20 protein-coding genes are annotated in these 25862 nt (G+C 71.9%); 16 read left to right on the top strand and 4 right to left on the bottom strand.

The annotated features are described in order from the left end of the window. Positions 1-112: 112 nt before the first annotated feature. Together C8K30_RS26225 and C8K30_RS26220 are read right to left on the bottom strand one after the other, a co-directional pair. Complete coding sequence (locus C8K30_RS26225; protein WP_233257477.1) at positions 113-805, bottom strand: response regulator transcription factor; 693 nt, start codon at positions 803-805, stop codon at positions 113-115. Next, on the bottom strand, positions 802-2190 hold the full coding sequence (locus C8K30_RS26220) for a sensor domain-containing protein (protein ID WP_233257476.1): 1389 nt from the start codon (positions 2188-2190) through the stop codon (positions 802-804). The genes C8K30_RS26225 and C8K30_RS26220 overlap by 4 nt, the downstream gene beginning before the upstream one ends. 173 nt (positions 2191-2363) lie before the next feature. Here C8K30_RS26220 and mtrA point away from each other — a divergent pair, with 173 nt between their 5' ends. The 3 genes from mtrA to C8K30_RS26205 are packed head-to-tail and all read left to right on the top strand — an operon-like array spanning position 2364 to position 6498. Then, complete coding sequence (gene mtrA, locus C8K30_RS26215) at positions 2364-3044, top strand: MtrAB system response regulator MtrA (RefSeq protein WP_108495840.1); 681 nt, start codon at positions 2364-2366, stop codon at positions 3042-3044. Further along, on the top strand, positions 3044-4762 hold the full coding sequence (mtrB, locus tag C8K30_RS26210) for an MtrAB system histidine kinase MtrB (protein ID WP_108495839.1): 1719 nt from the start codon (positions 3044-3046) through the stop codon (positions 4760-4762). The genes mtrA and mtrB overlap by 1 nt, the downstream gene beginning before the upstream one ends. Then, positions 4762-6498, top strand: a complete 1737-nt coding sequence (locus tag C8K30_RS26205; RefSeq protein WP_146197600.1) for an LpqB family beta-propeller domain-containing protein — start codon at positions 4762-4764, stop codon at positions 6496-6498. The genes mtrB and C8K30_RS26205 overlap by 1 nt, the downstream gene beginning before the upstream one ends. A 97-nt stretch (positions 6499-6595) precedes the next feature. On the opposite strand, the gene hpf is transcribed toward C8K30_RS26205, so the two are convergent. Together hpf and C8K30_RS26195 are read right to left on the bottom strand one after the other, a co-directional pair. After that, complete coding sequence (hpf, locus tag C8K30_RS26200) at positions 6596-7270, bottom strand: ribosome hibernation-promoting factor, HPF/YfiA family (RefSeq protein ID WP_108495837.1); 675 nt, start codon at positions 7268-7270, stop codon at positions 6596-6598. A gap of 229 nt (positions 7271-7499) precedes the next feature. Beyond that, a complete protein-coding gene (locus tag C8K30_RS26195) occupies positions 7500-8309 on the bottom strand; it encodes a ComF family protein (RefSeq protein WP_233257475.1) in 810 nt (269 codons plus the stop codon). Positions 8310-8553: 244 nt separating this feature from the next. Between C8K30_RS26195 and C8K30_RS26190 the strand changes: the two genes are divergently transcribed. The 13 genes from C8K30_RS26190 (at position 8554) to C8K30_RS26130 (ending at position 25735) form a co-directional block, all read left to right on the top strand. Further along, positions 8554-9816 (top strand): winged helix-turn-helix domain-containing protein, encoded by a 1263-nt coding sequence (locus tag C8K30_RS26190; RefSeq protein WP_108495836.1) that lies wholly within the window; start codon positions 8554-8556, stop codon positions 9814-9816. A gap of 25 nt (positions 9817-9841) precedes the next feature. Then, entirely contained in the window at positions 9842-11539 is a 1698-nt protein-coding gene (locus C8K30_RS26185; RefSeq protein WP_233257474.1) for a cation:proton antiporter family protein, read from the top strand. A 113-nt stretch (positions 11540-11652) separates the two neighbouring features. Next, positions 11653-14607, top strand: a complete 2955-nt coding sequence (gene secA / locus C8K30_RS26180) for a preprotein translocase subunit SecA (protein WP_108495835.1) — start codon at positions 11653-11655, stop codon at positions 14605-14607. 228 nt (positions 14608-14835) lie between these two features. Continuing rightward, positions 14836-16134, top strand: a complete 1299-nt coding sequence (locus C8K30_RS26175; protein ID WP_108495834.1) for a homoserine dehydrogenase — start codon at positions 14836-14838, stop codon at positions 16132-16134. A 72-nt stretch (positions 16135-16206) separates the two neighbouring features. Beyond that, positions 16207-17265, top strand: a complete 1059-nt coding sequence (gene thrC, locus C8K30_RS26170) for a threonine synthase (RefSeq protein WP_108495880.1) — start codon at positions 16207-16209, stop codon at positions 17263-17265. Next, positions 17265-18281 (top strand): homoserine kinase, encoded by a 1017-nt coding sequence (gene thrB, locus C8K30_RS26165; protein ID WP_108495833.1) that lies wholly within the window; start codon positions 17265-17267, stop codon positions 18279-18281. Before thrC ends, thrB begins: the two co-directional genes overlap by 1 nt. A 296-nt stretch (positions 18282-18577) precedes the next feature. Then, positions 18578-20506, top strand: coding sequence for a transcription termination factor Rho (gene rho / locus C8K30_RS26160; protein ID WP_108495832.1), 1929 nt, complete (start codon positions 18578-18580; stop codon positions 20504-20506). Between the two features lie 134 nt (positions 20507-20640). After that, positions 20641-20859, top strand: coding sequence for a 50S ribosomal protein L31 (rpmE, locus tag C8K30_RS26155; protein ID WP_108495831.1), 219 nt, complete (start codon positions 20641-20643; stop codon positions 20857-20859). A gap of 161 nt (positions 20860-21020) precedes the next feature. Then, a complete protein-coding gene (gene prfA / locus C8K30_RS26150; protein WP_108495830.1) occupies positions 21021-22109 on the top strand; it encodes a peptide chain release factor 1 in 1089 nt (362 codons plus the stop codon). A 132-nt stretch (positions 22110-22241) separates the two neighbouring features. Beyond that, positions 22242-23246 carry a HemK/PrmC family methyltransferase gene (locus C8K30_RS26145; protein ID WP_233257473.1) on the top strand — a complete coding sequence of 335 codons (1005 nt, stop codon included), beginning with the start codon at positions 22242-22244 and terminating at the stop codon, positions 23244-23246. Between the two features lie 94 nt (positions 23247-23340). Further along, the gene (locus C8K30_RS26140) at positions 23341-24054 is read left to right on the top strand and encodes an L-threonylcarbamoyladenylate synthase (RefSeq protein ID WP_233257472.1); all 714 of its coding nucleotides are present in this window, start codon (positions 23341-23343) and stop codon (positions 24052-24054) included. Further along, entirely contained in the window at positions 24051-25280 is a 1230-nt protein-coding gene (locus C8K30_RS26135; RefSeq protein WP_233257471.1) for an MraY family glycosyltransferase, read from the top strand. The genes C8K30_RS26140 and C8K30_RS26135 overlap by 4 nt, the downstream gene beginning before the upstream one ends. Beyond that, a complete protein-coding gene (locus C8K30_RS26130) occupies positions 25277-25735 on the top strand; it encodes a hypothetical protein (RefSeq protein ID WP_108495827.1) in 459 nt (152 codons plus the stop codon). Before C8K30_RS26135 ends, C8K30_RS26130 begins: the two co-directional genes overlap by 4 nt. Positions 25736-25862: the final 127 nt, after the last annotated feature.

Raw genomic sequence — 25862 nt, 5'->3', positions numbered from 1 at the left:
CCTATGACCGGTTTATCCGATCTGTCGGCAATTGGGGAGAGCGTAGCCAAGATCCTTGGGAGGGGTCCCGGATAATGGCTGGTCGGCTGACCGGCTGACGGCCGGCCGGCGGTCACACCCCGAGGTGCCGCAGCACGGCCAGTACTCGGCGGTGGTCCGCGGCGTCCTGCGGCAGGTCGAGCTTGGTGAAGATGGCGGCGACGTTCTTCTCGACCGCCCCGTACGACAGGTGCAGCAGATCGGCGATCGCCCCGTTGGACCGGCCCTGCGCCATCAGGCCCAGCACCTCGCGCTCGCGCGCCGACAGGCGCTCCAGGTCGGTGTCCTGGCGGGCGGCGCCCATGAGCTGCGAGACCACCTCGGGGTCCAGCACCGTCGCGCCGCGCGCCACGCGCCCGAGCGCGTCGACGAAGTCCCGCACATCGGCCACCCGGTCCTTGAGCAGATAGCCGACGCCGCGCGCGTCGCCGGCCAGGAGCCGGCTCGCGTACCGGGTCTCCACGTACTGCGAGAACAGCAGCACCGGCAGGCCCGGATGCCGGGTCCGTAGCCCCAGCACGGCCTGCAGGCCCTCGTCCGTGAAGCTGGGCGGCATGCGGATGTCCGCGACGACGACGTCGGGCAGCGACTCCTTGCGCACGAGGCGCGCGACCTCACGCTCCAGGGCGGCGCCGTCGCCGACGGTGGTCACGGTGTGGCCCCGGCGCGTCAGGAGCGCCGCGAGGCCGTCGCGCAGGATCGCCGAGTCCTCGGCGAGGAGCACGCGCAGTCCGTCGCCCGACGGCGGATCGGTCGGCCCGGTCATGTACGGTCGGCCGGTCTCGTGGTCGGCAGGATCACGGTCACCACCGTAGGCCCACCTGCGGGGCTGGACAGGTCGAACCTGCCGTCGACCGACCGCACGCGCTCGGCCAGGCCGGCCAGGCCGGAGCGGAGCCCCGAACCGTCGGGCGGCACGACCACCGCGCCGCCGCGGCCGTCGTCGCGCACCCGGATCCGGACGGCGCTGCCGGTGTCGCCGATGGGCTCGACCAGGACGTATACCCCGGTGGCGCGGGCGTGCTTGGCCGCGTTGGTGACGAGCTCGGCGACGGTGAAGTAGGCGATCGACTCGAGGGCCGGCGCGAGGCGGCCGTCCGCCTCGACGTCCGGGTCCACGTCCACGGTGACCGGCAGGGCCGACCGCGCGGCCAGGGTCTCGAGCGCGACGGTCAGACCGCTGTCCAGCGCGGGCGGGTGGATGCCCCGCGCCAGCTCGCGCAGCTCCGTGAGGGCCTCCTTGGTGGAGGAGTGGGCGGTGTCGACGAGCTCGGCGGCCTGGGTGACGTCGCCGCCGCCGGCCAGGTGCTCGCGTGCCTCGCCGAGCTGCATGGCGACGGCGACCAGGCGGGCCTGCGTGCCGTCGTGCAGGTCGCGCTCGATGCTGCGCAGGCGGGCGTCGGCGTCGTCCACCGCGCCGGTGCGGGACCGCTCCAGCTCGGCGACGCGCAGGCTCGCCCGGGTGGGGCTCAGCAGGCCGACGGTCAGCGCCCGGAAGAGCAGCGTGAACATCCGCGTGATCCACGGCCAGCCAAAGAGCAGCAGCAGGCCCACGAGCGCGGCGAGGGCGAGGCGCTGGGGCGTGTCCAGGAAGTAGGACGAGCCGAACTGCGCGCCGCGGTGCAGCTCGCCGTCGGACCCGATCTGCTCCGGCAGGAACCGGTACCAGAACCAGTAGGTCAGGCCGCCCAGGCCGGTGGAGAGGAACGTGATGCTCGTGACGAAGGAGACGATGGCGAGGGGGAACGTGACGAGCATGAAGAGCAGGGCGCGCCACCCGGTCGCGTCGCCGAGCATGGAGCCCAAGGTGCGCCAGAAGCCGCGTGGCCGGACGTAGCCGGCGGGCACGGCGACGTCGACGTCGAGCAGGTCGTGGGCGAGGCCGCGGTAGACCGAGCCCCAGCCGCGCCCGCCGAGCACGACGGCGCCGGCCACGAACAGCCCGACCACGGTGACGGCGATGCCGGCGCCGAAGCTCACGGCGAAGACCGTGTAGGCGAAGGCGAACGGGGCGAGCAGGAGCATCAGGGTCAGGTAGCCCTGCTCCCGCCAGGTGCGGCCCGCGAAGGGGGCGGTCAGGAAGCTTGGACCGGGCTGGGCGGCCGCACCGGCGGGGCCGTCCGCGAACCGGTCGACAGTCATGGTTGTCATGGTGCCAGGTTCGCCCCTGGCGGGGCGGCGGCGACATGGTGCCGGCCGCCACGTCCGACGGGGGTTGTCCCCCGTGGCGGTCCGGTCCGCCCGGGCGGGTGAATCTGCCGCGAAACGCCAGGGCACGGGCCGTAAGGCCGGGTTTACTGGACCGGCCTGGCACACTGGAGGGCATGAAGGTACGAGTTCTCGTCGTCGATGACGACACCGCGCTGGCGGAAATGATCGGCATCGTCCTCAAGGGCGAGGGCATCGAGGCTGTGTTCTGCGCCGACGGGGACTCCGCGTTGGGTATGTTCCGCACCCACCAGCCGGACCTCGTGCTGCTCGACCTCATGCTGCCCGGCAAGGACGGCGTGCAGGTCTGCCGCGAGATCCGCGCCGAGTCGGGCGTGCCGATCATCATGCTGACTGCCAAGTCCGACACGCTCGACGTCGTGGTGGGCCTCGAGTCCGGCGCCGACGACTACGTGTCCAAGCCGTTCAAGCCCAAGGAGCTCGTGGCCCGGATCAAGGCCCGCCTGCGCCGCAGCGAGGACCCGGGCCCGGAGCGGCTCGTGGTGGGCGACGTCGAGATCGACGTCACCGGCCACACCGTCATGCGCGACGGCGAGCGCATCGCGCTCACCCCGCTGGAGTTCGACCTGCTCGTGGCGCTGGCCCGCAAGCCGTGGCAGGTGTTCACGCGTGAGGTGCTGCTGGAGCGCGTCTGGGGCTATCGGCACAGTGCCGACACGCGCCTGGTCAACGTCCACGTCCAGCGCCTGCGCTCCAAGATCGAGCGTGACCCGGAGAACCCGGAGATCGTCCTGACGGTGCGCGGCGTCGGTTACAAGGCGGGCGCGACCCGCTGATGCCGTACGGCCTGGTGACGCGGCTGCGCCGGGGGGTGACACGGGCCCGGGTGGTCTCGGTCCGGGCCACGCGCCGCGCGGTTGTCCAGTGGCGTGCCTCGCTGCAGCTGCGTGTGGTCACCACCGCGCTGGCGATCGGGTTCGCCGCGATCGCCGTGCTGGGGCTGTACCTGTCGACGTCGGTCCGGGATGGCATCTACGAGCAGCGGCTCGCTGCGATCGACCGGGAGGCCGCGTCGCTGACGGCGGAGGTCTCGAAGAAATTCTCGGAGACCGCGACGACGTCGGACGGCGACCTGCAGACCCTGCTGTACGACACGATCGCCACGCTCAGCGTCACGGGCGGTTCCACCGCGGAGGAGTACTTCCTGCTCCAGGAGCTCGGCAGCACGGGGCAGGTGGCCGACATCGCCACGCGGGGTGACATCAGGGACACGGTCATCAGCAACGAGCTGCGCGAGGCGAACATCGACTCCGACGGCGACCAGGTGCTGCAGGCGGTCGGCATCCCCGCGCGTGACGACGGGGGCACGGTCAGCCCGGGCGTCATAGTGGGTTCGACGGTTCAGGCCTCGCCCGACGCCAGGTACGAGATCTACTACCTCTACTCCCTGGAGCCCGAGCAGGAGACGCTGTCGTTCGTGCACCGCGTGCTGCTCGCGGGCGGGTTCGGGATGCTCGCGCTGCTCGGCGTCGTCACGTGGACGATGGCCCGGCAGACGGTGACGCCGGTGACGCGGGCCGCGACCGTGGCCGAGCGCCTTGCCGAGGGGCACCTCTCGGAGCGCATGCCGGGCGCCCGCGGCACGGACGAGATGGCGAGCCTGGCGCGCTCGTTCAACGAGATGGCCGAGAGCCTGCAGGACCAGATCCGGCGGATGGAGGAGCTCTCGGCGATGCAGCGCCGGTTCGTCTCCGACGTGTCGCACGAGCTGCGCACCCCGCTCACCACCATCCGGATGGCGAGCGAGATCATCCACGAGTCGCGCGACCAGATGGACGAGGACGCCAGCCGCTCCGCCGAGCTGCTCCTCGGCCAGATCGACCGGTTCGAGTCGCTCCTGGCCGACCTGCTGGAGATCAGCCGGTTCGACGCGGGCGCCGCCGTGCTCGATGCCGAGCGCCGCGACCTGCGCGACCTCGTCATGTCCGTGGTCGAGCAGGCCGCCCCGCTCGCGGAGACCAAGGGCGTCCAGGTCTCGGTGCGGCTGCCCGACGCCGATGCCGCGGCCGACTTCGACCCGCGCCGCATCGAGCGCATCCTGCGCAACCTCGTGGTCAACGCGATCGAGCACGCCGAGGAGCGGCCCGTCGAGGTGACCGTCGCCGAGGACGACCGCGCGGTCGCGGTCGTGGTGCGCGACTACGGCGTCGGCATGACGAAGCAGGAGGTCGAGCACGTGTTCGACCGCTTCTGGCGGGCCGACCCGGCACGCGCCCGCACCACTGGCGGCTCCGGTCTCGGCCTCGCGATCGCGCTCGAGGACGCGCACCTGCACGCCGGGCGCCTCGACGCCTGGGGCCGGCCTGGGCAGGGCGCGAGCTTCCGCCTCACGCTGCCCCGCAGCGCCGGCGTCCAGGTGGGTGAGCCACCGGTGACCATGGCACCCGCGTCGCACGAGCCCGGGGTCCGGACGGGCCAGATCCCGGTGGTGCACCCGCCGGCGGGCCCGACGCCGACGGCGATCCCCGACCTGGACGACCTGGAGGTGCACTGATGCGCAGAGCGGCACACGTGGCGATCGCCCTCGTCGTCACGCTGGCGAGCGGCGCCGGGCTCGGGGCCTGCGCCCAGATCCCGATGTCGGGCCCCGTGCGGGTGGGCAACGCGGACGTGGAGGCGCAGGGCGACATCGCGTTGCTGCCGCATGGCCCCGGGGCCGGCGCGGCCCCGAACGCGATCGTGTCGGGCTTCCTCGGCGCGGCGGTCGCCGCCACGACGTCCCCGAAGGAGTTCCAGACCGCACGGGAGTTCCTGACCGCCGACGCCAAGTGGGACCCGCAGGAGTCCGTACGGGTGGTGCGCGAGGCGCCGATGCCCGAGCCGTTCGACCGCGGGATCGAGCTCGAGGGCACCGACACGGTGGAGATCGTCGTGCGGGCGACGACCATCGCGACCCTCGACAGCGTCGGCGCCTACACGGAGGTGGGCACCCCGCGGGAGCTCGGCTACCGGTTCACCCTCGTGAAGGTCGGCGGCGAGTGGCGCATCTCCGCGCTCGACAACGGCGTGCTCGTACCCGCCAACCTGTTCGCGAACCAGTACCGCGCGACGCGCCTGTTCTTCCCGGCCTCGAACAACGTCAAGAGCCTCGTCCCCGACCTGCGCTGGTTCCCGCGCCGCAACTGGCGCACCGTGGCGGTGGAAGAGATGCTCGCCGGGCCGCCCGAGTGGCTCCAGGGAGCCGCCCAGTCCCTGGTGCCGGAGGGGACCCAGCTCGCCTCGCCGTCGGTCCAGGGAACTGACGACGAGGAGGCGGTGGCCGTCCGGCTCAGCGAGGAGATCAGCGACGCTCGGGCCGACCAGCGCGCGGTGATCGCCGCACAGCTCTCCGCGACCTTCTCCGAAGGCGCCGGCCGCACCATCGCCGTTGACCTGTTCAGCGGTACGAACCGGCTCTCGGTACCCGCGACCGACGTCGACCTGCCCGCGACGATCGTCCAGCCGATGGCGCTCAAGGACGACCTCCTGTACCTGGTGGAGAACGGCCGGCTCGAGGACTTCGACATGCCCGTCGACCTCTCGGGGATCAACCCGACGGCGCTCGCGCTCAGCCCCGCGGCCAGGCCGATAGTTGTGCGCGACGGCCACGACCGGATAGTGAACGTCTCCCTCGACGGCGGTCCGCTGACGCTCATGACGGGCTCGGACCTGGCGGCGCCGTCGGTCGACAAGTTCGAGGCCACCTGGACCAGCGGCGGCAGCGGCGAGCTGCGGGTGGCCATGGGCGAGGGCACGGACGAGGACCCGCTCGAGGAGGTCACCCTGAAGCCCGACTGGCTGAGCGGGCGCAAGGTGATCAGCGTGTCCGTGGCGCCGGAGGGCTCACGCGTGGCGATCGTCAGCGAGGCGCCGTCGGGCACGCAGGTGCAGGTGGCGGGCATCGTGCGGGACGCAGACGGCACCCCGGCCGATCTCGCATCGGCGATCTCGGTGGGCGCACCCGTGGCCGACGTCGAGGAAGCCCGCTGGGCGGGGCTCACCACACTGGCGCTCCTGACCCGGAACAACGAGGGCACGTCCGGCGTCTGGACCGCCGGCGTCGGCGGCCTGGCCGGTACCGGTGGCCAGTCCCGTCAGCTGCCAGGGCTCACCGACGTCGAGCAGCTCGCGGCCGGCGTGACCGAGCAGGGGATCCTGGTGGTCACCAAGGGCGGCGACCTGGAGCACGAGGAGACGGGTGTCTGGCAGCCGTTCGCCGAGGACGTGGACCTGGTGGCTTTCCCGGGCTGACCCCGTGCGCTGAAGCGGGGTGAGACGGGACCAGGGCGAGCTGTAACCGCGGGGTCGTGCCGCGGTTACAGCTCGCCCTGGTGCTACCCCAGCAAGGTCAGGTCAGGTCGGTGACCGGAGCCGTGCCGCACGGGTTGTCGAGCTGGATCACACCGAACGACCAGCCCTTGCGCTTGTAGAGCACCGACGGGCGCGACGTCTCCTTGTCGATGAAGAGGTAGAAGTCGTGGCCCACCATCTCCATCTCGTAGACGGCGTCGTCGAGGGTCATCGGGTCAGCGTGGTGCAGCTTCTGGCGGATCACCACCGGCGAGTCGCCGATCGTGGTCTCGACGGAGTCACCCGGCGCGGCCAGCGCTGCGGGGGTCGAGATCTGGGGCTCGGGTGCGTTGGTGGACCCGCTGCCGCCGTCGGTGAGGATCTCATCGAGGGGGCGGACGTCCACGGGGGCGAGCACCTTGTTGTTGCGGTGGTCCTTGCGCCGGTCCCGCGCGCGGCGCAGTCGCTCGTTCAGCTTGTCGATGGCGAGGTCCAGGGCGCCGAAGCGGTCGTCCGCCGCAGCCTCGGCGCGGATCACCGGACCCTTCGCGCGCAGCGTGAGCTCGACGCGCTCGCGGCTCTCGGAGAGCCGCGGGTTGTTCTCGTGCGTGACCTCCACATCCACCCGGCGTACGTACGGGGACAGCAGCTCGACCTTCGCGAGCTTGTCCTCCACGTGCTGGCGAAACCGATCTGCCACGTCCGTGTGCCTGCCGACAACGACAATTTCCATGTGCGTATCTCCGCTCCGGGAACCCTGGGCCACGCCGTCCCTTGCCGGCGGCGCGCGCCCGTCTCTACTGGATATGGCACCCCCTGCTGGTGCCGGGCACGAACCACCTCCCGTCGCGTGTATTCCGACGACATCGTCGGGCTCAGATCTTGCGTGGGAGGTTCAGGCTAACTCCGTCACCTGGGTAACGACAGTCCCAACGGACAGTGAACGAGACGACACAGATCTGTCACACTTTCAGGTTCCGAGCAGATTCCCGCTCGTGCTCGGCGGCGGGTGTTCTGCGGTCCGCGCCGGCCGCCGCCGGGGGCGGCGTCGCTGCCAGCACAGTTGCCCCCAGGACGTCGTGACCGTACTCCTCGAGGGCCTGCTCGACGGCGGCCAGGGTGGCGCCCGTCGTCAGGACGTCGTCCACAAGAATGCAGATCGATCTTTGTCCGAGGGCCCGTGCTCCGCGTCTCGTCATGCGGACGGAGCCGCTCAGGTTGCGCCCGCGAGCACGGGCGCCGAGGCCCACCTGGTCCCGCCCGGGACCGCGGCGGGCGAGGGCGGGCACCACGCGCGCGGGCATCCCGGCGTCATGCAGGCCGCCGGCCACGGCCCGGGCCAGGACCGCGACGGGCTCGCGCCCCCGGGCCCGTCGCGCGGCCCCCGTGGAGGGCACGGGCACGACGGCGACCGGCGCGCCGTCGACCGGCGGGCCGTCGACCGACGCGCTGTCGAGCGCGGGGGACAGGACCGGTGCGAGACGGGCGGCGGCCCGCCGTAGCGCGGGCGCGAGGAGCCGGTCGAGATCGGCCCGCCCGCGGTCCTTCCAGTGCACGACGACGTCGCGTACCGGCCCGGCGTAGGGCGTGAGCGTCCACACGGGTACGGGCGGGACGCCGTCGAGCCGGTCGAGGCGGGGTGCGCCCTGCTCGGCCCGTACGGGCGGGCCGGCCAGGAGTGCTGCGCAGGCGGTGCACCAGGGCACGTCGAGCTCGCCGCACGGGCAGGCGACGGGCAGCAGCAGGCGAGCGAGCAGGCGGATCGGGGACACCCCGCCACCTTGCCCGCCCGCGCGACCCCGCGCTGCTTGTCCACAGCCCGCGATCCCCCGGGATCGAAGGTCCGCTTCGATCAAGCAGTTCGGCACGGATTTGGGGCCAGAACCATGCCGAACTGCTTGATCGAAGCGGACCTTTGTGGATTCTTGCCCTGTTCGGGTGTCCGGGCCGGGTGAACGACCCAGCGCTCAGTCAGGTGGGCGGTGGAGTGTCAGTGGCTCGCGGCACGATGTCCTTGTGCAACCGATCTCGCTGTCCCTCGACCAGGCCCGCCGCGTCGCCGTCGCGGCCCAGGGCCTCCACCGCCCGCGCACCGACGGGCCGCGCACCATGCGGCACGTGCAGGCCGTGATCGACCGGCTCGGCCTGCTCCAGATCGACTCGGTGAACGTTCTCGCCCGGGCGCACCAGCTGCCGCTGTTCTCGCGGCTGGGCCCGTACGACACCGATTTGCTGGACCGGGCCACGACGTCGGGCAAGCACGCCCGGCGCGCGACCCGGGGCGCGGCCGCGGACCGCCGGCTCGTGGAGAGCTGGGCGCACGTCGCGGCCTACGTGCCGCCGCGCGCCTGGCCGCTGCTGGCCTTCCGGCGCCGGTCGTTCGCGCAGGACTACGACTGGGGCGAGCTGGACGGCGTGCGCCTGCCCGACGCACCGCAGGTCCGGGAGGTGCGTGACCTGGTGGCGGCCGAGGGGCCGCTGTCGGCCTCCCAGATCCACGACAGGTTCGTGTCCGAGGGGCGCTCGGTGCGCCGCAAGCGAGGCACGTGGTGGGACCGGACCACCGAGAAGCGCGTGGTCGAGCACCTGTTCTTCACGGGCGACGTCGTCTCGGCGGGGCGGAACTCGCAGTTCGAGCGGCTGTACGACCTGCCGGAACGGGTGCTGCCGCCGTCGGCCTTCGTGGACGTGCCCGAGGCGGACGCCAAGCGGGCCCTGCTGGAGCTCGGCGCGCGGGCGCACGGGATCGGTGTCGCGCGCTGCATCAAGGACTACTACCGGCTCAAGGGGCGGGTCGCGGACCAGGCCCTCGCCGACCTCGTGGACGAGGGGGTGCTGCTGCCGGCCCGCGTTGCGGGCGGTTCCGAGCAGTGGTTCCTGCACCGCGACGCCGCCCGCCCCCGGCAGGCCACGGGGCAGGCGCTGCTCGCGCCGTTCGACCCGCTGGTGTGGGAACGCACGCGCCTGGAGCGCCTGTTCGGGATGCGGTACCGGATCGGTATCTACACCCCGGCCGCCCAGCGCGTCGACGGGTACTACGTGCTGCCGTTCCTCGAGGACTCGCAGCTCACGGCCCGGGTAGACCTCAAGGCGGACCGGGCCGCGGGCGTGCTGCGGGTGCAGTCGGCGCACGCCGAGCCCGTGCTGACGGACAACACCCCCGCACGTCTGGCTGCCGAGCTCGGCGCGATGGCACGGTGGCTGGGGCTCGACGGGGTGACCGTCGAGGACAAGGGGACACTTTCACCTGCGCTGCGCGCCGCGACGGCCATTTCGTGAAACACAGGACAACTAAACTCGGGGCATGGTCACCGCTGCGATTTTCCTGGTAGCAACGGTCGCGGCCGGACTCGGGGCGGTACTGCTCCGGCTGCCGCCCCTCGTGGGGTTCCTGGTGGCGGGGTTCGCGCTCCACGCGGCCGGCATCGCGGAGCCGCCCTACCTCGAGACCATCGCCGACCTCGGTGTGACGCTGCTGCTGTTCGGCATCGGCCTCAAGCTCGACGTCAAGACCCTGCTGCGCAAGGACGTGTGGTTCACCACCGTGGCGCACCTCCTGGTGAGCGTCGCGATCGCCGTCGGGTTCCTCGGCCTGCTCGGCGTGATCGGGTTCTCGATGCTCGCGGGCGAGGGCCTGGGTGTCCTCGCGCTGCTCGGGCTCGCCCTGTCGTTCTCGTCCACGGTGTTCGTGGTCAAGGTGCTCGACACACGCTCTGACCAGTCCGCCCTCTACGGCCGGATCGCCATCGGTGTGCTGGTCATGCAGGACCTGATCGCCGTCGTCTTCCTCTCCGTGGCCTCCGAGCACCCGCCGAGCCCGTGGGCGTTCGCCCTCGTGCTGCTGATCCCGGGGGCCTGGCTGTTGCGCAAGGTGTGGTCGAAGGTGGGCCACGGCGAGCTGCAGGCGCTGTTCGGCGTGGCGGTCGCGCTCGGCCCGGGCTACGCCCTGTTCGAGGCGGTCGGGCTCAAGGGCGACCTCGGCGCGCTCGTCATGGGCATGCTCCTGGCCGGCCACCCGGCGGCCACCGAGCTGTCGCGCACCCTGTTCACCGTCAAGGAGCTGCTGCTCGTCGGCTTCTTCGTGTCCATCGGCTTCTCCGGCGAGCTGAGCTGGCAGGCCGCGGTGATCGGGCTGCTCCTGCTGCTCATGCTGCCGCTGCAGGCGATCGTGACGGCGGTGCTGCTGCGCCTGATGCGGCTGCGCAAGCGCACGGCGATCCTGTCGGGGCTGGTGCTGACCAACTACTCGGAGTTCGGCCTGATCGTCGTCGCCGTCGGCTCCCAGACGGGCCTGCTGCACGACGACTGGCTGGTGGTGCTCGCCGTCGCCGTCGCCGCCAGCTTCGTGCTGTCCTCCGCCGTCAACACCCGCGGCAACGAGTTCGCGATGTCGCTGGCCAAGCGTTTCCCGTCCAAGCCCAACGAATGGCTGCACCGCGAGGAGCGGCTCATCGACGTGTCCGGCGCGGAGGCGCTCGTGCTCGGGATGGGCCGGGTCGGTCGTGGCGCCGTCCGGAAGCTGCGCGACGACTACGGCATGGATGTCGTCGGCGTCGAGCACGACCCGGCTCGCGTCACCACCCTGCGCAGCGAGGGTTTCACCGTGGTGCAGGCCGACGCGACGGACATCGAGTTCTGGGGCCGGGTGCGCAGCGCCGGCGCCGTCCGCCTCGCGATCCTCGCGATGCCGTTCCACGCGGCGAACCTCATCGCGCTGTCCCAGCTGCGCGCCAGCGGCTTCGACGGCACGGTCGCCGCCGTCGCGCGGTACGACGACGACGTGGCCGAGCTCGAGCGGCACGGCGCCGACGCGGTGTTCCACCTGTACGGCACGGCCGGCCTGGCGCTCGCCGACGAGGCCGCCGAGGCGGCGCTCGGGTACGACACCGCCGAGCAGATGCGTGACGCGCAGGCGGGCCGGCGGACGACGTCCGGACAGGTCGCCGGCGCGGTACCGGGCGCCGCGCCGAGCACTCCGACGGAACTCGACGAGGCGCGCTGACGTTATCCCGGGAGCGAACGTGTCGGTCCGCAGTCGGTTACTGGGCCACCGGCTCAGGTTTACGGCCTACGATGGACGACGGCGAAACTTGACGACGACCTGGGAGAACCCGCGTGTCCATCCTCGACAAGGTCCTACGCATCGGCGAAGGACGTGTCCTGAAGAAGCTGCACTCCGTGGCTGAGCAGGTCAACCGCTTGGAGCCCAGCTTCGTCGAGCTGAGCGACACCGAGCTGCGTGAGGAGACCGCACGCTTCAGGGAGCGCCTGGAGCACGGCGCCACCCTGGACGAGCTCATGCCGGAGGCGTTCGCGGCGATCCGCGAGGCGGCCCGCCGCACGCTCGGCCAGCGGCACTTCGACGTACAGATCATGGGTGGTGCGGCGCTGCACCTCGGCAACATCGCAGAGATGCGCACCGGTGAGGGAAAGACGCTGGTTGCGACTACCGCGGCGTACCTCAACGGGCTGACGGGCGACGGCGTCCACGTCATCACCACCAACGACTACCTGGCCAAGTACCAGGGTGACCTGATGGGCCGCGTCTTCCGGTTCATGGGCATGACGACGGGCGTGATCCTGTCGGGCCAGACCCCGGCGCAGCGCCGCGAGATGTACGCCGCGGACATCACCTACGGCACGAACAACGAGTTCGGCTTCGACTACCTGCGCGACAACATGGCCTGGTCCACCGACGACCTGGTGCAGCGCGGGCACAACTTCGCGATCGTCGACGAGGTGGACTCGATCCTCATCGACGAGGCGCGCACCCCGCTGATCATCTCCGGCCCCGCTGCCGGCGACGCGAACCGCTGGTACACCGAGTTCGCCAAGGTCGTGCTGAGGCTGGTGCCGACAGTGGACTACGAGGTCGACGAGAAGAAGCGCACCGTCGGCGTGCTCGAGCCGGGCATCGCGAAGATCGAGGACTACCTCGGCATCGACAACCTCTACGAGTCGCTCAACACGCCGCTGATCGGCTTCCTCAACAACGCCATCAAGGCCAAGGAGCTGTTCAAGCGCGACAAGGACTACGTCGTGCTGAACGGCGAGGTCATGATCGTCGACGAGCACACGGGCCGCATCCTCGCGGGCCGTCGCTACAACGAGGGCATGCACCAGGCCATCGAGGCGAAGGAGGGGGTGGAGATCAAGGCGGAGAACCAGACGCTCGCCACGATCACCCTCCAGAACTACTTCCGCCACTACAACAAGCTCTCCGGGATGACCGGTACGGCCGAGACCGAGGCCGCCGAGTTCCAGGGCACGTACAAGCTCGGCGTCGTCCCGATCCCGACGAACAACGAGCCGCAGCGCATCGACCAGCCCGACCTCGTCTACAAGGCCGAGGAAGGCAAGTTCAACGCGGTGGTCGCGGACATCGTGGAGCGGCACGCCTACGGCCAGCCGGTCCTGGTGGGCACCACCAGCGTCGAGAAGTCGGAGCTGCTGAGCGCCAAGCTGAAGAAGGCCGGCGTGCCGCACAACGTGCTCAATGCGAAGGAGCACGAGCGCGAGGCCTCGGTCGTCGCGATGGCGGGCCGCAAGGGCGCCGTCACGGTCGCCACGAACATGGCCGGCCGCGGTACGGACATCATGCTCGGTGGTAACGCCGAGCACCTCGCGGTGGCCGAGCTCGCCGAGCGGGGCCTCGACCCGGTCGAGACGCCCGAGGAGTACGAGGCGGCCTGGCCGCAGGCGCTGGAGAAGGCGAAGGCGCGTGTCGCCGTCGAGCACGACGAGGTGAAGGCCGCCGGTGGCCTGTACGTGCTGGGCACGGAGCGCCACGAGTCCCGCCGCATCGACAACCAGCTGCGCGGTCGTTCCGGCCGTCAGGGCGACCCGGGGGAGTCCCGCTTCTACCTGTCGATGCAGGACGACCTGATGCGCCTGTTCAACTCCGGCCTCGCCGAGTCGATGATGAACCGCGCCGGCTTCCCGGACGACATGCCGCTGGAGTCCAAGATGGTCACGCGCGGCATCATGTCCGCGCAGGGCCAGGTGGAGTCCCGCAACTTCGAGATCCGCAAGAACGTCCTCAAGTACGACGACGTCCTCTCCCGCCAGCGCACCGTCATCTACGCCGAGCGCCTGCGCGTGCTCGAGGGCGAGGACATGCGCGAGCAGGTGCAGCACTTCCTCACGGACACCATCACGGAGTACGTGACGAACGCGACGGCGGTCGGCACGCCGGAGCAGTGGGACCTGGACGCCCTGTGGACGGCGCTCAAGGCGGTGTACCCGGTGTCCCTGACGCCCGAGGAGATCGCCGAGGAGGCGGGCGGTGTCGATCGGCTCACCGGCGACATGATGCTGGAGGAGATCCTGTCCGACGCGCGGGTGGCCTACCAGACGCGCGAGGAAGAGCTCTCGCCCCCGGCCATGCGCCAGCTCGAGCGCCGCGTGGTGCTCTCCGTGCTGGACCGCAAGTGGCGCGAGCACCTCTACGAGATGGACTACCTCAAGGAGGGCATCGGGCTGCGCGCCATGGCCCAGCGCGACCCGCTGGTCGAGTACCAGCGCGAGGGCTTCCAGCTCTTCCAGGCCATGACCGACGCCATCAAGGAGGAGTCAGTCGGGTTCCTCTTCAACCTCGAGGTAACGGTGCAGCAGCCGGACGCCGAGCAGGCCTCCGACGGCGCGTCGGAGCTGCCCGCCGTCGGGCCGGTGCCGCCGCGCGGCCGCCTGGGCACGGGCCAGCCGGACGCCCCGCCCACCGCGCAGATCCCGATGGTGCAGCCCGCGGCAGTACCGCGGCAGGGGCAGCAGCCGCCCCCGCCGCGGCAGCGCCGTGCGGCCGGTGCCGCGACGGAGCCGATCCTGCTCGCGAAGGGCCTCGACGCCCCGAACCGGCAGCAGCCGCTGATGTACTCGGCCCCGAGCGAGGACGGCTCGGGCTCGGCGTTCATGCAGTCGCCGGACGGCGCTCGCCGTCGGGCGGCGCTGCACGGCGAGGCGACGTCCGCCACGAGCGACGGCCGTACGTTCCCGGGCACGCCGCGCAACGCGCAGTGCCCGTGCGGCTCGGGCAAGAAGTACAAGGTCTGCCACGGCGTCAACGAGGCCTGACGCCCCGTAACCCGCCGGAGTAGAACTGTGGCGAGATAGAACCGCAGCGAGGTAGAACGCCGACCGCCGCTGCAGTTCTGTCTCGCTGCAGTTCTACTTCGGCGGTGTCGTTGTGAGACAGAGTCCTCGCGTGTCAGACGCTGCGGCTACCCTGATCGCAGCGGCCGGAGCTCCCGTGCGGACCTGCGTGGGGCCGGACCGTTCCCCGAAAACGAAAGCAGGATCGCTGTGCCTGTCCACGTCCCCGAGCCCGTACGCGGGCTGCGTGTCGCGCTGCTCGGCTGTGGCGTCGTGGGTACCGAGGTGGCCCGGATGCTCCTGGAGCAGGGCACGGATCTCGCCGCCCGGGCGGGCGCCCCGCTCGAGCTGGTCGGGATCGCGGTCCGCGACGCGAGCCGTCCGCGCGACGCCGCCGTCCCGCGTGACCTCCTGACGGAGGATGCGGAGTCGCTCGTGGACGGTGCGGACATCGTCATCGAGGTGATGGGCGGCACCGAGCCCGCGCGCGCCCTGCTGCTGCGCGCGATCGAGGGCGGCGCCGCCGTGGTCACGGCCAACAAGGCGCTCCTGGCCGCCGACGGCCCCACGCTCTACAAGGCGGCCGACTCCGTGGGCGTCGACATCTACTACGAGGCCGCCGTGGCGGGCGCGATCCCGATCGTGCGCCCGGTGCGGGAGTCCCTCGCGGGCGACCATGTGCGCCGCGTCCTGGGCATCGTCAACGGCACCACGAACTACGTGCTGGACCAGATGGCCACGAGCGGCCTCGACCTCTCCGATGCGGTCAAGCAGGCGCAGGAGCTCGGCTACGCCGAGGCGGACCCCACGGCCGACGTCGAGGGGTACGACGCCGCGGCCAAGGCCGCCATCCTCGCCAGCCTCGCCTTCCACACCCGCGTCTCGGCGGACGACGTCGCCCGCGAGGGCATCACCGGCGTCACGTCCGACGACGTCGCGTGGGCCGCCCGGACCGGTCACAGCGTGAAGCTGCTGGCGATCGCGGAGCAGACGGGCGAGGGCGTGTCCGTCCGCGTGCACCCGGCGCTGGTGCCGCTGGAGCACCCGCTGGCGGGGGTGAAGGGCGCGTTCAACGCGATCTTCGTCGAGGCCGACGCCGCGGGCCCGCTGATGTTCTACGGCCAGGGCGCCGGCGGCCGGCCCACGGCGTCGGCGGTGGTGGGCGACGTCGTCTCGGCGGCGCGCCACCGCGTGCTCGGCGGCAAGGGCCCGCAGGAGTCCACCTACGCGGACCGCCCGCTGCTGCCGGCGGCCGCCGCGGTGACGCGCTACCAGGTCCGCCTGCTCGTCGCCGACCTCCCGGGTGTGCTCGCCCAGGTCGCCGGTGTGGTGGGCGACCACGGCGTGTCGATCGACACGGTGCGCCAGACTGAGCCCTCCGAGGGCACGGCCGAGCTGCTCCTGACCACCCACGCCGCCCGCGAGGCGTCGCTGGCTGCCACCATCGCGGCGGTGCGCAAGCTCGAACCGGTCCGCGAGATCACGTCCGTCCTGAGAGTCGAAGGCTGAACCGTGCCTCCTGTGCTGCCCGCTGAACCGAACCTCCCGTCCGCCGCCTCCGGCGTGGCCCCCACCTCGCGCCTGTGGCGCGGTGTGATCGCCGAGTACGCCGACCGCCTGCCCGCGCACGTGCAGCAGAAGGTCGTGACGCTGGGCGAGGGCGGCACGCCGTTGGTGCCCGCGCCGGCGCTGTCCGAGCGCACGGGCGCCGAGGTCTACGTCAAGGTCGAGGGCATGAACCCGACCGGCTCGTTCAAGGACCGCGGCATGACGACCGCGATCTCCGCGGCGGCTGGGCGCGGCGCCCGGGCAGTGGTGTGCGCATCGACGGGCAACACGTCGGCGTCGGCTGCCGCGTACGCGACCCGCGCGGGCATGATCTGCGCGGTGCTCGTGCCGGACGGCAAGATCGCCATGGGCAAGCTGAGCCAGGCGGTCGCCCACGGCGCCCGCCTGCTGCAGGTGGACGGCAACTTCGACGACTGCCTCGTGGCGGCCCGCAAGCTCGCCGACACCCACCCCGTCGAGCTCGTGAACTCGGTGAACCCGGACCGCATCGAGGGCCAGAAGACCGGTGCGTTCGAGATCGTGGACGCGCTGGGCGACGCCCCGGACATCCACCTGCTGCCCGTCGGCAACGCCGGGAACATCACGGCGTACTGGAAGGGTTTCACGGAGTACGCCGAGGCGGGCATGGCCAGCAGGACGCCGGCGATGTGGGGCTTCCAGGCAGCGGGCGCCGCCCCGATCGTCAAGGGCCACCCAATCGACGACCCGGACACCATCGCCACCGCCATCCGCATCGGCAACCCCGCCTCGTGGGAGCTGGCCGAGGAGGCCAGGGACACGTCCGGCGGCGTCATCGAGGCAGTGACGGACGAGCAGATCCTCGCGGCACACCGGATCCTCTCCGCCGAGGTAGGCGTGTTCGTCGAGCCGGCCTCCGCGGCGGGCGTCGCGGGCCTCCTGGCGCGCCACGAGCGCGGCCTGGTGCCCGCGGGGGCGCGCATCACCATCACTGTCACCGGCCACGGGCTCAAGGACCCGAGCTGGGCGCTCCGCACGCCGGACGGCGGCGAGGTGGAGCCCGTACGGGTCTCCGCCGACGTCGTGTCGATCGCCGACGCTCTGTCACTCTGATGCAGCTCGGCGCCGACCACGTGCGGGTCCGGGTGCCCGCCACGAGCGCGAACCTCGGGCCCGGGTTCGATTCCCTCGGCCTTGCCCTTGCCCTGTACGACGAGGTCGAGGTGCGCCTCGTGGCGGCCGACGAGGTGGTCGTCGAGGTCGAGGGCGAGGGGGCCGGGGAGGTTCCTCTCGGGGAGGACCACCTGGTGGTGCGCGCGCTGCGGCGCACCATGGACCTGGCGGGCGCCGTCCCCACCGGCATCCACATGACGTGCCACAACGTGATCCCGCACGGCCGTGGTCTCGGGTCGTCGTCGGCGGCCGTGGTGGCCGGGATCGTCGCGGCGCGGGCCTTGCTGGCCGAGCCGCGGGCCGTCGACGCCGCGACGGTGCTGGCGCTGGCCACGGAGTTCGAGGGGCACCCCGACAACGCCGCACCCGCCATCCAGGGCGGGGCCACCGTCGCCTGGACCACCGACGACGGCCCGCGCGCCGTCGGCCTGGACGTCGACCCGACCATCGAGGCCACGGTGCTGGTGCCCGACGCCCGGCTCGCGACCGCGAGGGCGCGGGCCGCTCTGCCCGCGCGGGTGTCGCACGCCGACGCCGCCTTCACCGCGGGCCGGGCCGCACTCCTGGTGGAGGCCCTGGCCCGGCGCCCGGAGCTGTTGTTCGACGCCACGGAGGACCGCCTGCACCAGCCCTACCGGGCGGCGGTGCTCGGGGCTTCCAGCGAGCTGCTGCGGGCCCTGCGGGCCGAGGGCGTCCCGGCCACGGTCTCGGGCGCAGGGCCGACCGTCCTGGTGCTCGCCGGGCCCGAGCACCGGAAGCGGCGGGACTCCGTCCTGGCAGATCTCGTGGACGAGACCGCGGGCTGGCGGCGGCTGAGCCCGGGGATCGACCTGACGGGCGCGCGCGCACGGAGAATTACCGGAAACACAGGTGCGCTATCGTCCGGCTCGTCAGGTGCAACAGGGAGTCATGTCGTACCAGGATCGCCAGCAGTGCGGGGTGGTAGTATGCAGTGAACCTTCGGGATCGCACGTCCTGAGCCATGGTGGCGGGAACTCGGATTCAATATCGGTTCCCCACCGCCTGATCGGCAGAGTTCTTCAACCAGTCTCAGCCACTCAATCGTGCCCGTAGCAGGCCGTGACCAACGGCCACCGCATCTCGCGAGAAGGCAGACAACGCCCCCGTCAGCCGACGTCGTCGTACCACTGATGCGAGGTTTTCCGCGCTCTGGCCGCATCGTGCCGGGCGCCCACTATCCCGCGGCCCGCGATCAGGCGACCAGCCGCAGTTCGAGGGGGAAGGGTCCTTCGTGACAGACACCACCGAAAACGCTCAGTCAGCCACCGGCCGTGCGGCTGGAACGGGCGCGCTGAGCAGCATGCGCCTCGCCGAGCTCCAGGCACTCGCCGGAGACCTGGGCGTGAAGGGCACCTCCAGGATGCGCAAGAGCGACCTCGTGGACTCCATCCGCGAGAAGACGGGCGGCGCGACGAAGCGCTCGGACCGTGCCGCTTCCGCACCGGAGCAGCCCGCCAACGACAAGCCTGCCCGTTCCGACGCGCCGGTCGCCGCCGCCGAGGTCACTGCCTCAGGTGTGCGCGCCGACGCGAACACGGACGCCGACAAGGCCGCCCGCCTTGCCCAGCTGGCCGAGGCCGTCGCGGCCCCGCGCGAGCAGAACGGCGGACGCCGCTCCGGCCGTGGCCAGGGCGCCCCGGAGGGCAGCGCCGAGAAGTCCGCCGACGAGAAGGGCCGCAACGGCCAGTCCGCCAACGGCCGGCAGAACGACCGCAGCTCCCGCGGCAACGAGCGCACCACCGACCGGACCGCCGACCGGACCGAGCGCGCCGGCACCCGGACCGCCGAGCGGACCAGCGACCGCAACAACGACCGGACCAGCGACCGCAACGCCCTCGACGACGAGGACCGCAACTCGCGCCGCCGTCGTGGCCGGGACCGGGGCCGGGACCGCAAGCGCGGCCGCGGCCGCACGGGTCCCGACGTCACGGGCCTGGAGAACGTTCCGGAGGTGCGGGAGGACGACGTGCTGCTGCCCGTCGCCGGCATCCTGGACATCCTCGACAACTACGCGTTCGTGCGGACCTCGGGCTACCTGCCCGGCTCCAACGACGTCTACGTGTCGCTGAACCAGGTCAAGAAGGCCGGCCTGCGCCGCGGCGACGCCGTCGTCGGCGCGGTGCGCCAGCCGCGCGAGGGCGAGGAGCCCCCGCAGCAGCCGACCGGGCGCAACGCCAAGGTCAACAAGTTCAACGCCCTGGTGCGGCTGGACTCCGTGAACGGCATGACGCCGGACGAGGCGCGCGACCGTCCCGAGTTCACCAAGCTGACGCCGCTGTACCCGCAGGACCGCCTGCGCCTGGAGAACCCCGAGGCGACCAAGCTCACGCCGCGCGTGATCGACATCGTCGCGCCGATCGGCAAGGGCCAGCGCGGCCTCATCGTCGCGCCGCCCAAGGCCGGCAAGACGCTGATGATGCAGCAGATCGCCAACGCGATCACCGCCAACAACCCTGAGGTCCACCTCATGGTCGTGCTGGTGGACGAGCGCCCCGAAGAGGTCACCGACTTCGAGCGCTCGGTCAAGGGCGAGGTCATCTCCTCGACCTTCGACCGGCACGCGTCCGACCACACGCTGGTCGCCGAGCTCGCCATCGAGCGGGCCAAGCGCCTCGTGGAGCTGGGCCAGGACGTGGTGGTGCTGCTCGACGGCATCACCCGCCTGTCGCGCGCCTACAACCTGGCCGCCCCGGCGTCGGGCCGCATCCTGTCCGGTGGTGTGGACGCCGCCGCGCTCTACCCGCCCAAGAAGTTCTTCGGCGCCGCCCGCAACATCGAGGACGGCGGCTCGCTGACCATCCTCGCGACGGCCCTGGTCGAGACCGGCTCGAAGATGGACGAGGTGATCTTCGAGGAGTTCAAGGGCACCGGCAACATGGAGCTGCGCCTGTCGCGGTCCCTGGCCGAGAAGCGCATCTTCCCGGCGATCGACGTCAACGGCTCGAGCACCCGGCGCGAGGAGATCCTCATGTCGAAGGACGAGCTCGCGATCGTCTACAAGCTGCGCCGCGTCATGGGCGCGCTCGACCAGACGCAGGCCGCCGAGCTGCTGCTCGGTCAGCTCAAGAAGACCAAGACGAACGTCGAGTTCCTGCTGCACGTGCAGAAGACGACGCCGGGCGGTCTCACCGAGGACGAGAACGTGGGCGAGACCGTCTGACCGACGGCGGGCGCACGTCACACCGGTCTCCCTCGCCCGCACGGGCGAGGTAGTGGCAGAATGATTGGCTGGCTCGCTGGTTCACGTCTCTGCGATCTGCAGGGCGACCCAGCGGCATCACACCAAGGAGCAACATGAGGGCTGGAATCCACCCCGAGTACGTCGTCACCGAGGTCACCTGCACCTGCGGTAACACGTTCATCACGCGCAGCACCGAGACGTCCGGCAAGATCAGCGCCGACGTCTGCAGCGCCTGCCACCCGTTCTACACGGGCAAGCAGAAGATCATGGACACCGGTGGCCGCGTCGCCCGGTTCCAGGCGCGCTACGGCAAGAAGGCCGCCGACAAGTAGCGACTTCGCAGCGCCGGTGGTCCGGCCCGACAACCTCTCCAGGGGCAGTCGGGACACGGACCACCGGCGCTGTCGTTTCCCCACCGTCGTTGTGGGCGCGATCGTCGCGCCTAAAACAGACAGGTAGTCGCAAGAATCACGCCCACAACCAAGGAGACGCCGTGAGCGAGTCGTTCGCCGCCGTTGGGCCGCTGCTCAGCGAGCACGCCGAGATCGAGGCCGCGCTGGCGGACCCCGCCGTGCACGCAGATCCCGGCCGCGCCCGCACGCTCGGGCGGCGGTACGCGGAGCTGAACCAGGTGGTGGGCGCCTACCGCGCCTGGGAGCAGGCGCACGACGACGCCGAGGCCGCCGCCGAGCTGGCCACCGAGGACGCGTCGTTCGCCGAGGAGCTGCCGGGCCTCAAGCAGGCCGAGGCGGTGGCGGAGGAGAAGCTGCGCCGCGTGCTGGTGCCCCGCGACCCCGACGACGGCCGCGACGTCATCCTCGAGATCAAGGCGGGCGAGGGCGGCGAGGAGTCCGCGCTGTTCGCCGCCGACCTGCTGCGCATGTACCTGCGGTACGCGGAGCAGCGCGGCTGGTCCACGCAGCTGCTGGAGGCCACCGACTCCGATCTCGGCGGGTACAAGGACGTGCAGGTCGCGATCAAGGCGAAGAGCGTCCAGGGCCCCGAGGACGGCGTCTGGCACAGCCTCAAGTACGAGGGCGGCGTGCACCGGGTGCAGCGGGTGCCGGTCACGGAGTCCCAGGGCCGTATCCACACCTCGGCGGCGGGCGTGCTCGTGTTCCCCGAGGTCGACGACCCGGGCGAGCTCGAGATCGACCAGAACGACCTCCGCATCGACGTCTACCGCTCGTCCGGTCCGGGCGGCCAGTCCGTGAACACCACGGACTCCGCGGTGCGCATCACGCACCTGCCCACCGGCATCGTCGTCTCGATGCAGAACGAGAAGTCGCAGCTGCAGAACCGCGAGCAGGCCATGCGCGTGCTGCGTGCCCGGCTGCTCGCCGCGCAGGCGGAGGCGGCCGCCGCGGAGTCCGCCGAGCTGCGCCGTTCGCAGGTGCGCACGGTGGACCGGTCCGAGCGGATCCGGACGTACAACTACCCCGAGAACCGGATCGCGGACCACCGCACCGGGTACAAGGCGTACAACCTCGACCAGGTGCTGGACGGGGACCTGGGCCCCGTGGTGCGGTCGGCGATCGACGCCGACGAGGCGGCGCGGCTCGCGGCGGCCTCGGGTGTGTGAGGTCGGGGTCGCGGCCTCGTCGTCGTCCCCCGCACCGGCCGCCCCCGCGGGCCGGTCGCAAGATGCGATCACGGCGGGTCTGGCGGCATCGGGCGTGGTCGGGCAGGCTTTCGTTGTGGCGAGAGGAACGCGGTGAGCGAGCAGCTGTTGAAGTGGGCCCACGAGGAGCTGGCCGACGCCGGGGTCGGGTCGCCCCAGGCCGATGCCGAGGTGCTGCTGGCGCATGCGCTCGGGGTGGACCGGGGGGAGCTGCGGCGGCTGATCGTGCTGGGGCGCGAGGTGCCCGACGACGCGGCCGGCACCTTCGCCGCCCTCGTCGCCCGGCGGGCCGCGCGCGAGCCCCTGCAGCACCTGACCGGGGTCGCGCCGTTCCGGCACCTGGAGCTGGCCGTCGGGCCGGGAGTCTTCGTGCCGCGGCCCGAGACCGAGGAGGTCGCGCAGGTGGCCATCGACGAGGCCGCCAAGGTCACCGGCGAGCGGGACGGGGGCGCCGTCGTCGTCGACCTGTGCACCGGTTCCGGGGCCATCGCGCTGGCCGTGGCCACCGAGGTGCCCGGCGCGCGCGTGCACGCCGTCGAGCTGGACAAGGACGCGCACGCCTGGGCCGCGCGCAACGTCGACGCCCTGAGCGCCGCCGCCGCGGGCATCGAGGTGGGCCCTGACACGGGCATCGAGGCGGACGCCGAAGCAGGCCCGGACGCGGGCGCCACGCCGGAGACGGCGCCCGAACGGATCGTCCGGCTGGTCAAGGGCGACGCCCGCACCGCGCTGTACGGGATCGACGGGACGGCCGACGTCGTCGTCTCGAACCCGCCCTACGTGCCGTCCGACGCCGTGCCCGTGGACCCGGAGGTCGCCGAGCACGACCCGGCCGTCGCGCTGTACGGCCTGGGACCCGACGGGCTGGAGGTGCCGCGCGGCATCACGGACGCCGCGGCGCGACTGCTGCGGCCCGGCGGGCTGTACGTCATGGAGCACGCAGAGGTCCAGGCGGAGGCGGCGCGAGAGATGGTCGCGGCCGCTCGCGACGCCGAGGGGCGGCCGGTGTTCGGGGAGCCCGAGACACGCAAGGACCTGACGGGCCGGCCCCGCATGGTCGTCGCGCGCCGCCTGGGGCCAGAGCGCAGCGCAGGGTGAGGGCCGTGCTTGCGAGGCACTCGCCCGGAGCGGAGCGCCGGTCCCAGGCGACGAAGGCACCGCCTGGCCTCCGGATCGTGAAAGACTGTTCCGCGTGAGTGTGCCTGTGCATCCCGTGCTCGACGCCACCGACCCGCAGACCTGGGGCCCCGCGATCGACGAGGCAGTGAATGCGATCTCCCGTGGTGGCCTCGTGGTCCTGCCCACCGACACCGTGTACGGCATCGCCGCCGACGCGTTCGACGAGGCCGCGGTAGCCGCCCTCCTCGCGGCCAAGGGCCGCGGCCGGCAGATGCCGCCCCCGGTCCTGGTAGGGGAGGTCGCGACCCTCGACGGTCTCGCCACCGACGTGCCCGACGACGCCCGCAAGCTCGTCGAGGCCTTCTGGCCCGGCGGCTTCACGATCATCCTGCAGGCGCAGCCGTCGTTGCAGTGGGACCTCGGCGACACGGGCGGCACCGTCGCGCTGCGCATGCCGGACCACCCCGCGGCGCTCGCCCTGCTGAAGCGCACCGGCCCCCTGGCCGTGTCGAGCGCCAACAAGTCGGGCAGCCCGGCCGCGCAGGACGCGGCCGACGCCGAGCGCCAGCTCGGCGGGTCCGTCGCCGTCTACCTCGACGGCGGCGAGGCACCCGGAGGTGTCGCCTCCACGATCGTGGACGCGACCGGCCCGACGCTACGGGTCGTCCGGGAGGGCGCCGTGACCCTGGCCGCGCTGCGTGCGGTCGCCGACGTCGAGGGACCCCAGGTGTTGCCCGAGGACGACCCGAGCGAGCCCCCGGCCGGCGCCGCGGAGGACGACGAGTGAGGGTGTATCTGCTCCTGATGCTCGTGGCCGCCGCGGTCACGTTCCTGACCACGCCCTTTGCCCGTTGGGTCGCCCTCAAGACCTCTGCCATCTCCGCCGTGCGGGCCCGCGACGTGCACCTCGTGCCGACGCCCCGCCTCGGCGGGCTCGCCATGCTCATCGGCATAGTCGTGTCGGTGCTGCTGGCCTCCCAGATGCCGTTCCTGTCCGGGGTCTTCGAGGACCGCCAGGCGTGGGGCATCGTCGGCGGCGCCGCGATCGTGTGCGGGCTGGGCTGGGCCGACGACAAGTGGGACCTCGACTGGGTCACCAAGCTCGCGGGCCAGGTGCTGGCCGCGGGGTTCATGGCGCTGCAGGGCGTCCAGCTCATCACGCTGCCGATCGGCGGCCTGACCATCACCTCGTCGCGCACCTCGCTCGTCATCACGGTCCTGGCCGTGGTCGTGGCGATGAACGCCGTGAACTTCGTGGACGGCCTCGACGGCCTGGCGGCGGGCATCGTCGCGATCGGCGGGGCAGCCTTCTTCCTTTACACGTACGGGCTCACCACGCAGGCGACGCCGGACGACTACGCCAGCCTCGCGTCGCTCATGCTCGCGGCGCTCGTGGGCGTGTGCGTCGGGTTCCTGCCGTACAACTTCTTCCCGGCGCGCATCTTCATGGGCGACGCCGGATCCATGCTGATCGGCCTGGTCATGGCCGGTGCGGCGATCGCCGTTACCGGCAACGTCCAGCCGGACGTCATGACTGGCGCGGAGGCGCTGCCTGCGTTCATCCCGCTGCTGCTGCCGGTGGCCGTGCTCATGCTGCCGCTGCTCGACATGGGGCTGGCCGTGATCCGGCGGCTGGCCGCCGGCAAGTCGCCCATGGCGCCCGACCGCATGCACCTGCACCACCGCATGCTGGCCCTGGGCCATTCCCACCGCCGCGCCGTGGTCATCCTGTACGTGTGGACGGCGGTGTTCGCGTTCAGCGCCGCCGCGCTCGTGCAGTGGGACTGGGAGATCGTGCTGATCTGGACCACGGTGTTCGTGGTCCTCGCCCTGCTGGCCACCCTGGGCCCGCTGCGTAACCGCGGGCGGTTCCTGGACGACGACGTCGCGCTGTCCGGCCAGACCCCGAAGGTTCCCGCCGTGGTCGGGGCCGGGGCGCCCGCGGCCGGCGTCGTCGCGCAGAGCGTCACTCCCGAGAGTGTCGCCGCCAAGACCAAGGAGAGAGTCGAATGACCGAGCAGAGCCCTGTCGCGCCGCAAGCCGACGACGACAACACCGCCGCCGAGCGCGCGATGCTGCGCGCCGCCGGCCGGGACGGCCTGATCCTGGTCGCGGGCCTGGCGGTGCTTGGATCGGTCGTCGGCTACCTGGCCGTCGGCCTGCCGGGTGTGTGGGGCGCGCTGATCGGGGCGGCCCTGGCAGGCCTGTTCTGCGGCGCCACGGTGCTGTCGATGATGCTCGCCGTCGGCCGGAGCGCTGCCGGGATGGGCGCCGTCGTGATGGGCGGCTGGCTCGCCAAGATGGTGATCCTGGTCGCCGTGCTGGCCGTGCTGTCCCGGCAGGACTTCTACGACCGCTGGGTGCTCATGGTGGTCGTGCTGCTCGGCGCCGTCGGCTCCGCCGTGCTCGACTACCGCGCGGTCAAGGGCGGCCGGGTCACGTACGTGCAGCCCGACACCAAGGCCTGACCGAACCTCTTGAGCCACCGGGGACCTGACACGGGATTGCGCAATAAGTCACAAGGGGCCGCGTCATGCGGTTCTGCGGCCGGAATTGCATCGGACATAGGTTAGGCTTACGACGAATCCATGACGG

Source organism: Promicromonospora sp. AC04, from assembly GCF_003058225.1.
Taxonomy (GTDB): Bacteria; Actinomycetota; Actinomycetes; order Actinomycetales; family Cellulomonadaceae; genus Promicromonospora.
Note: the sequence above shows the minus strand (reverse complement) of the source record. Positions and strands in the feature narration are given on the sequence as shown.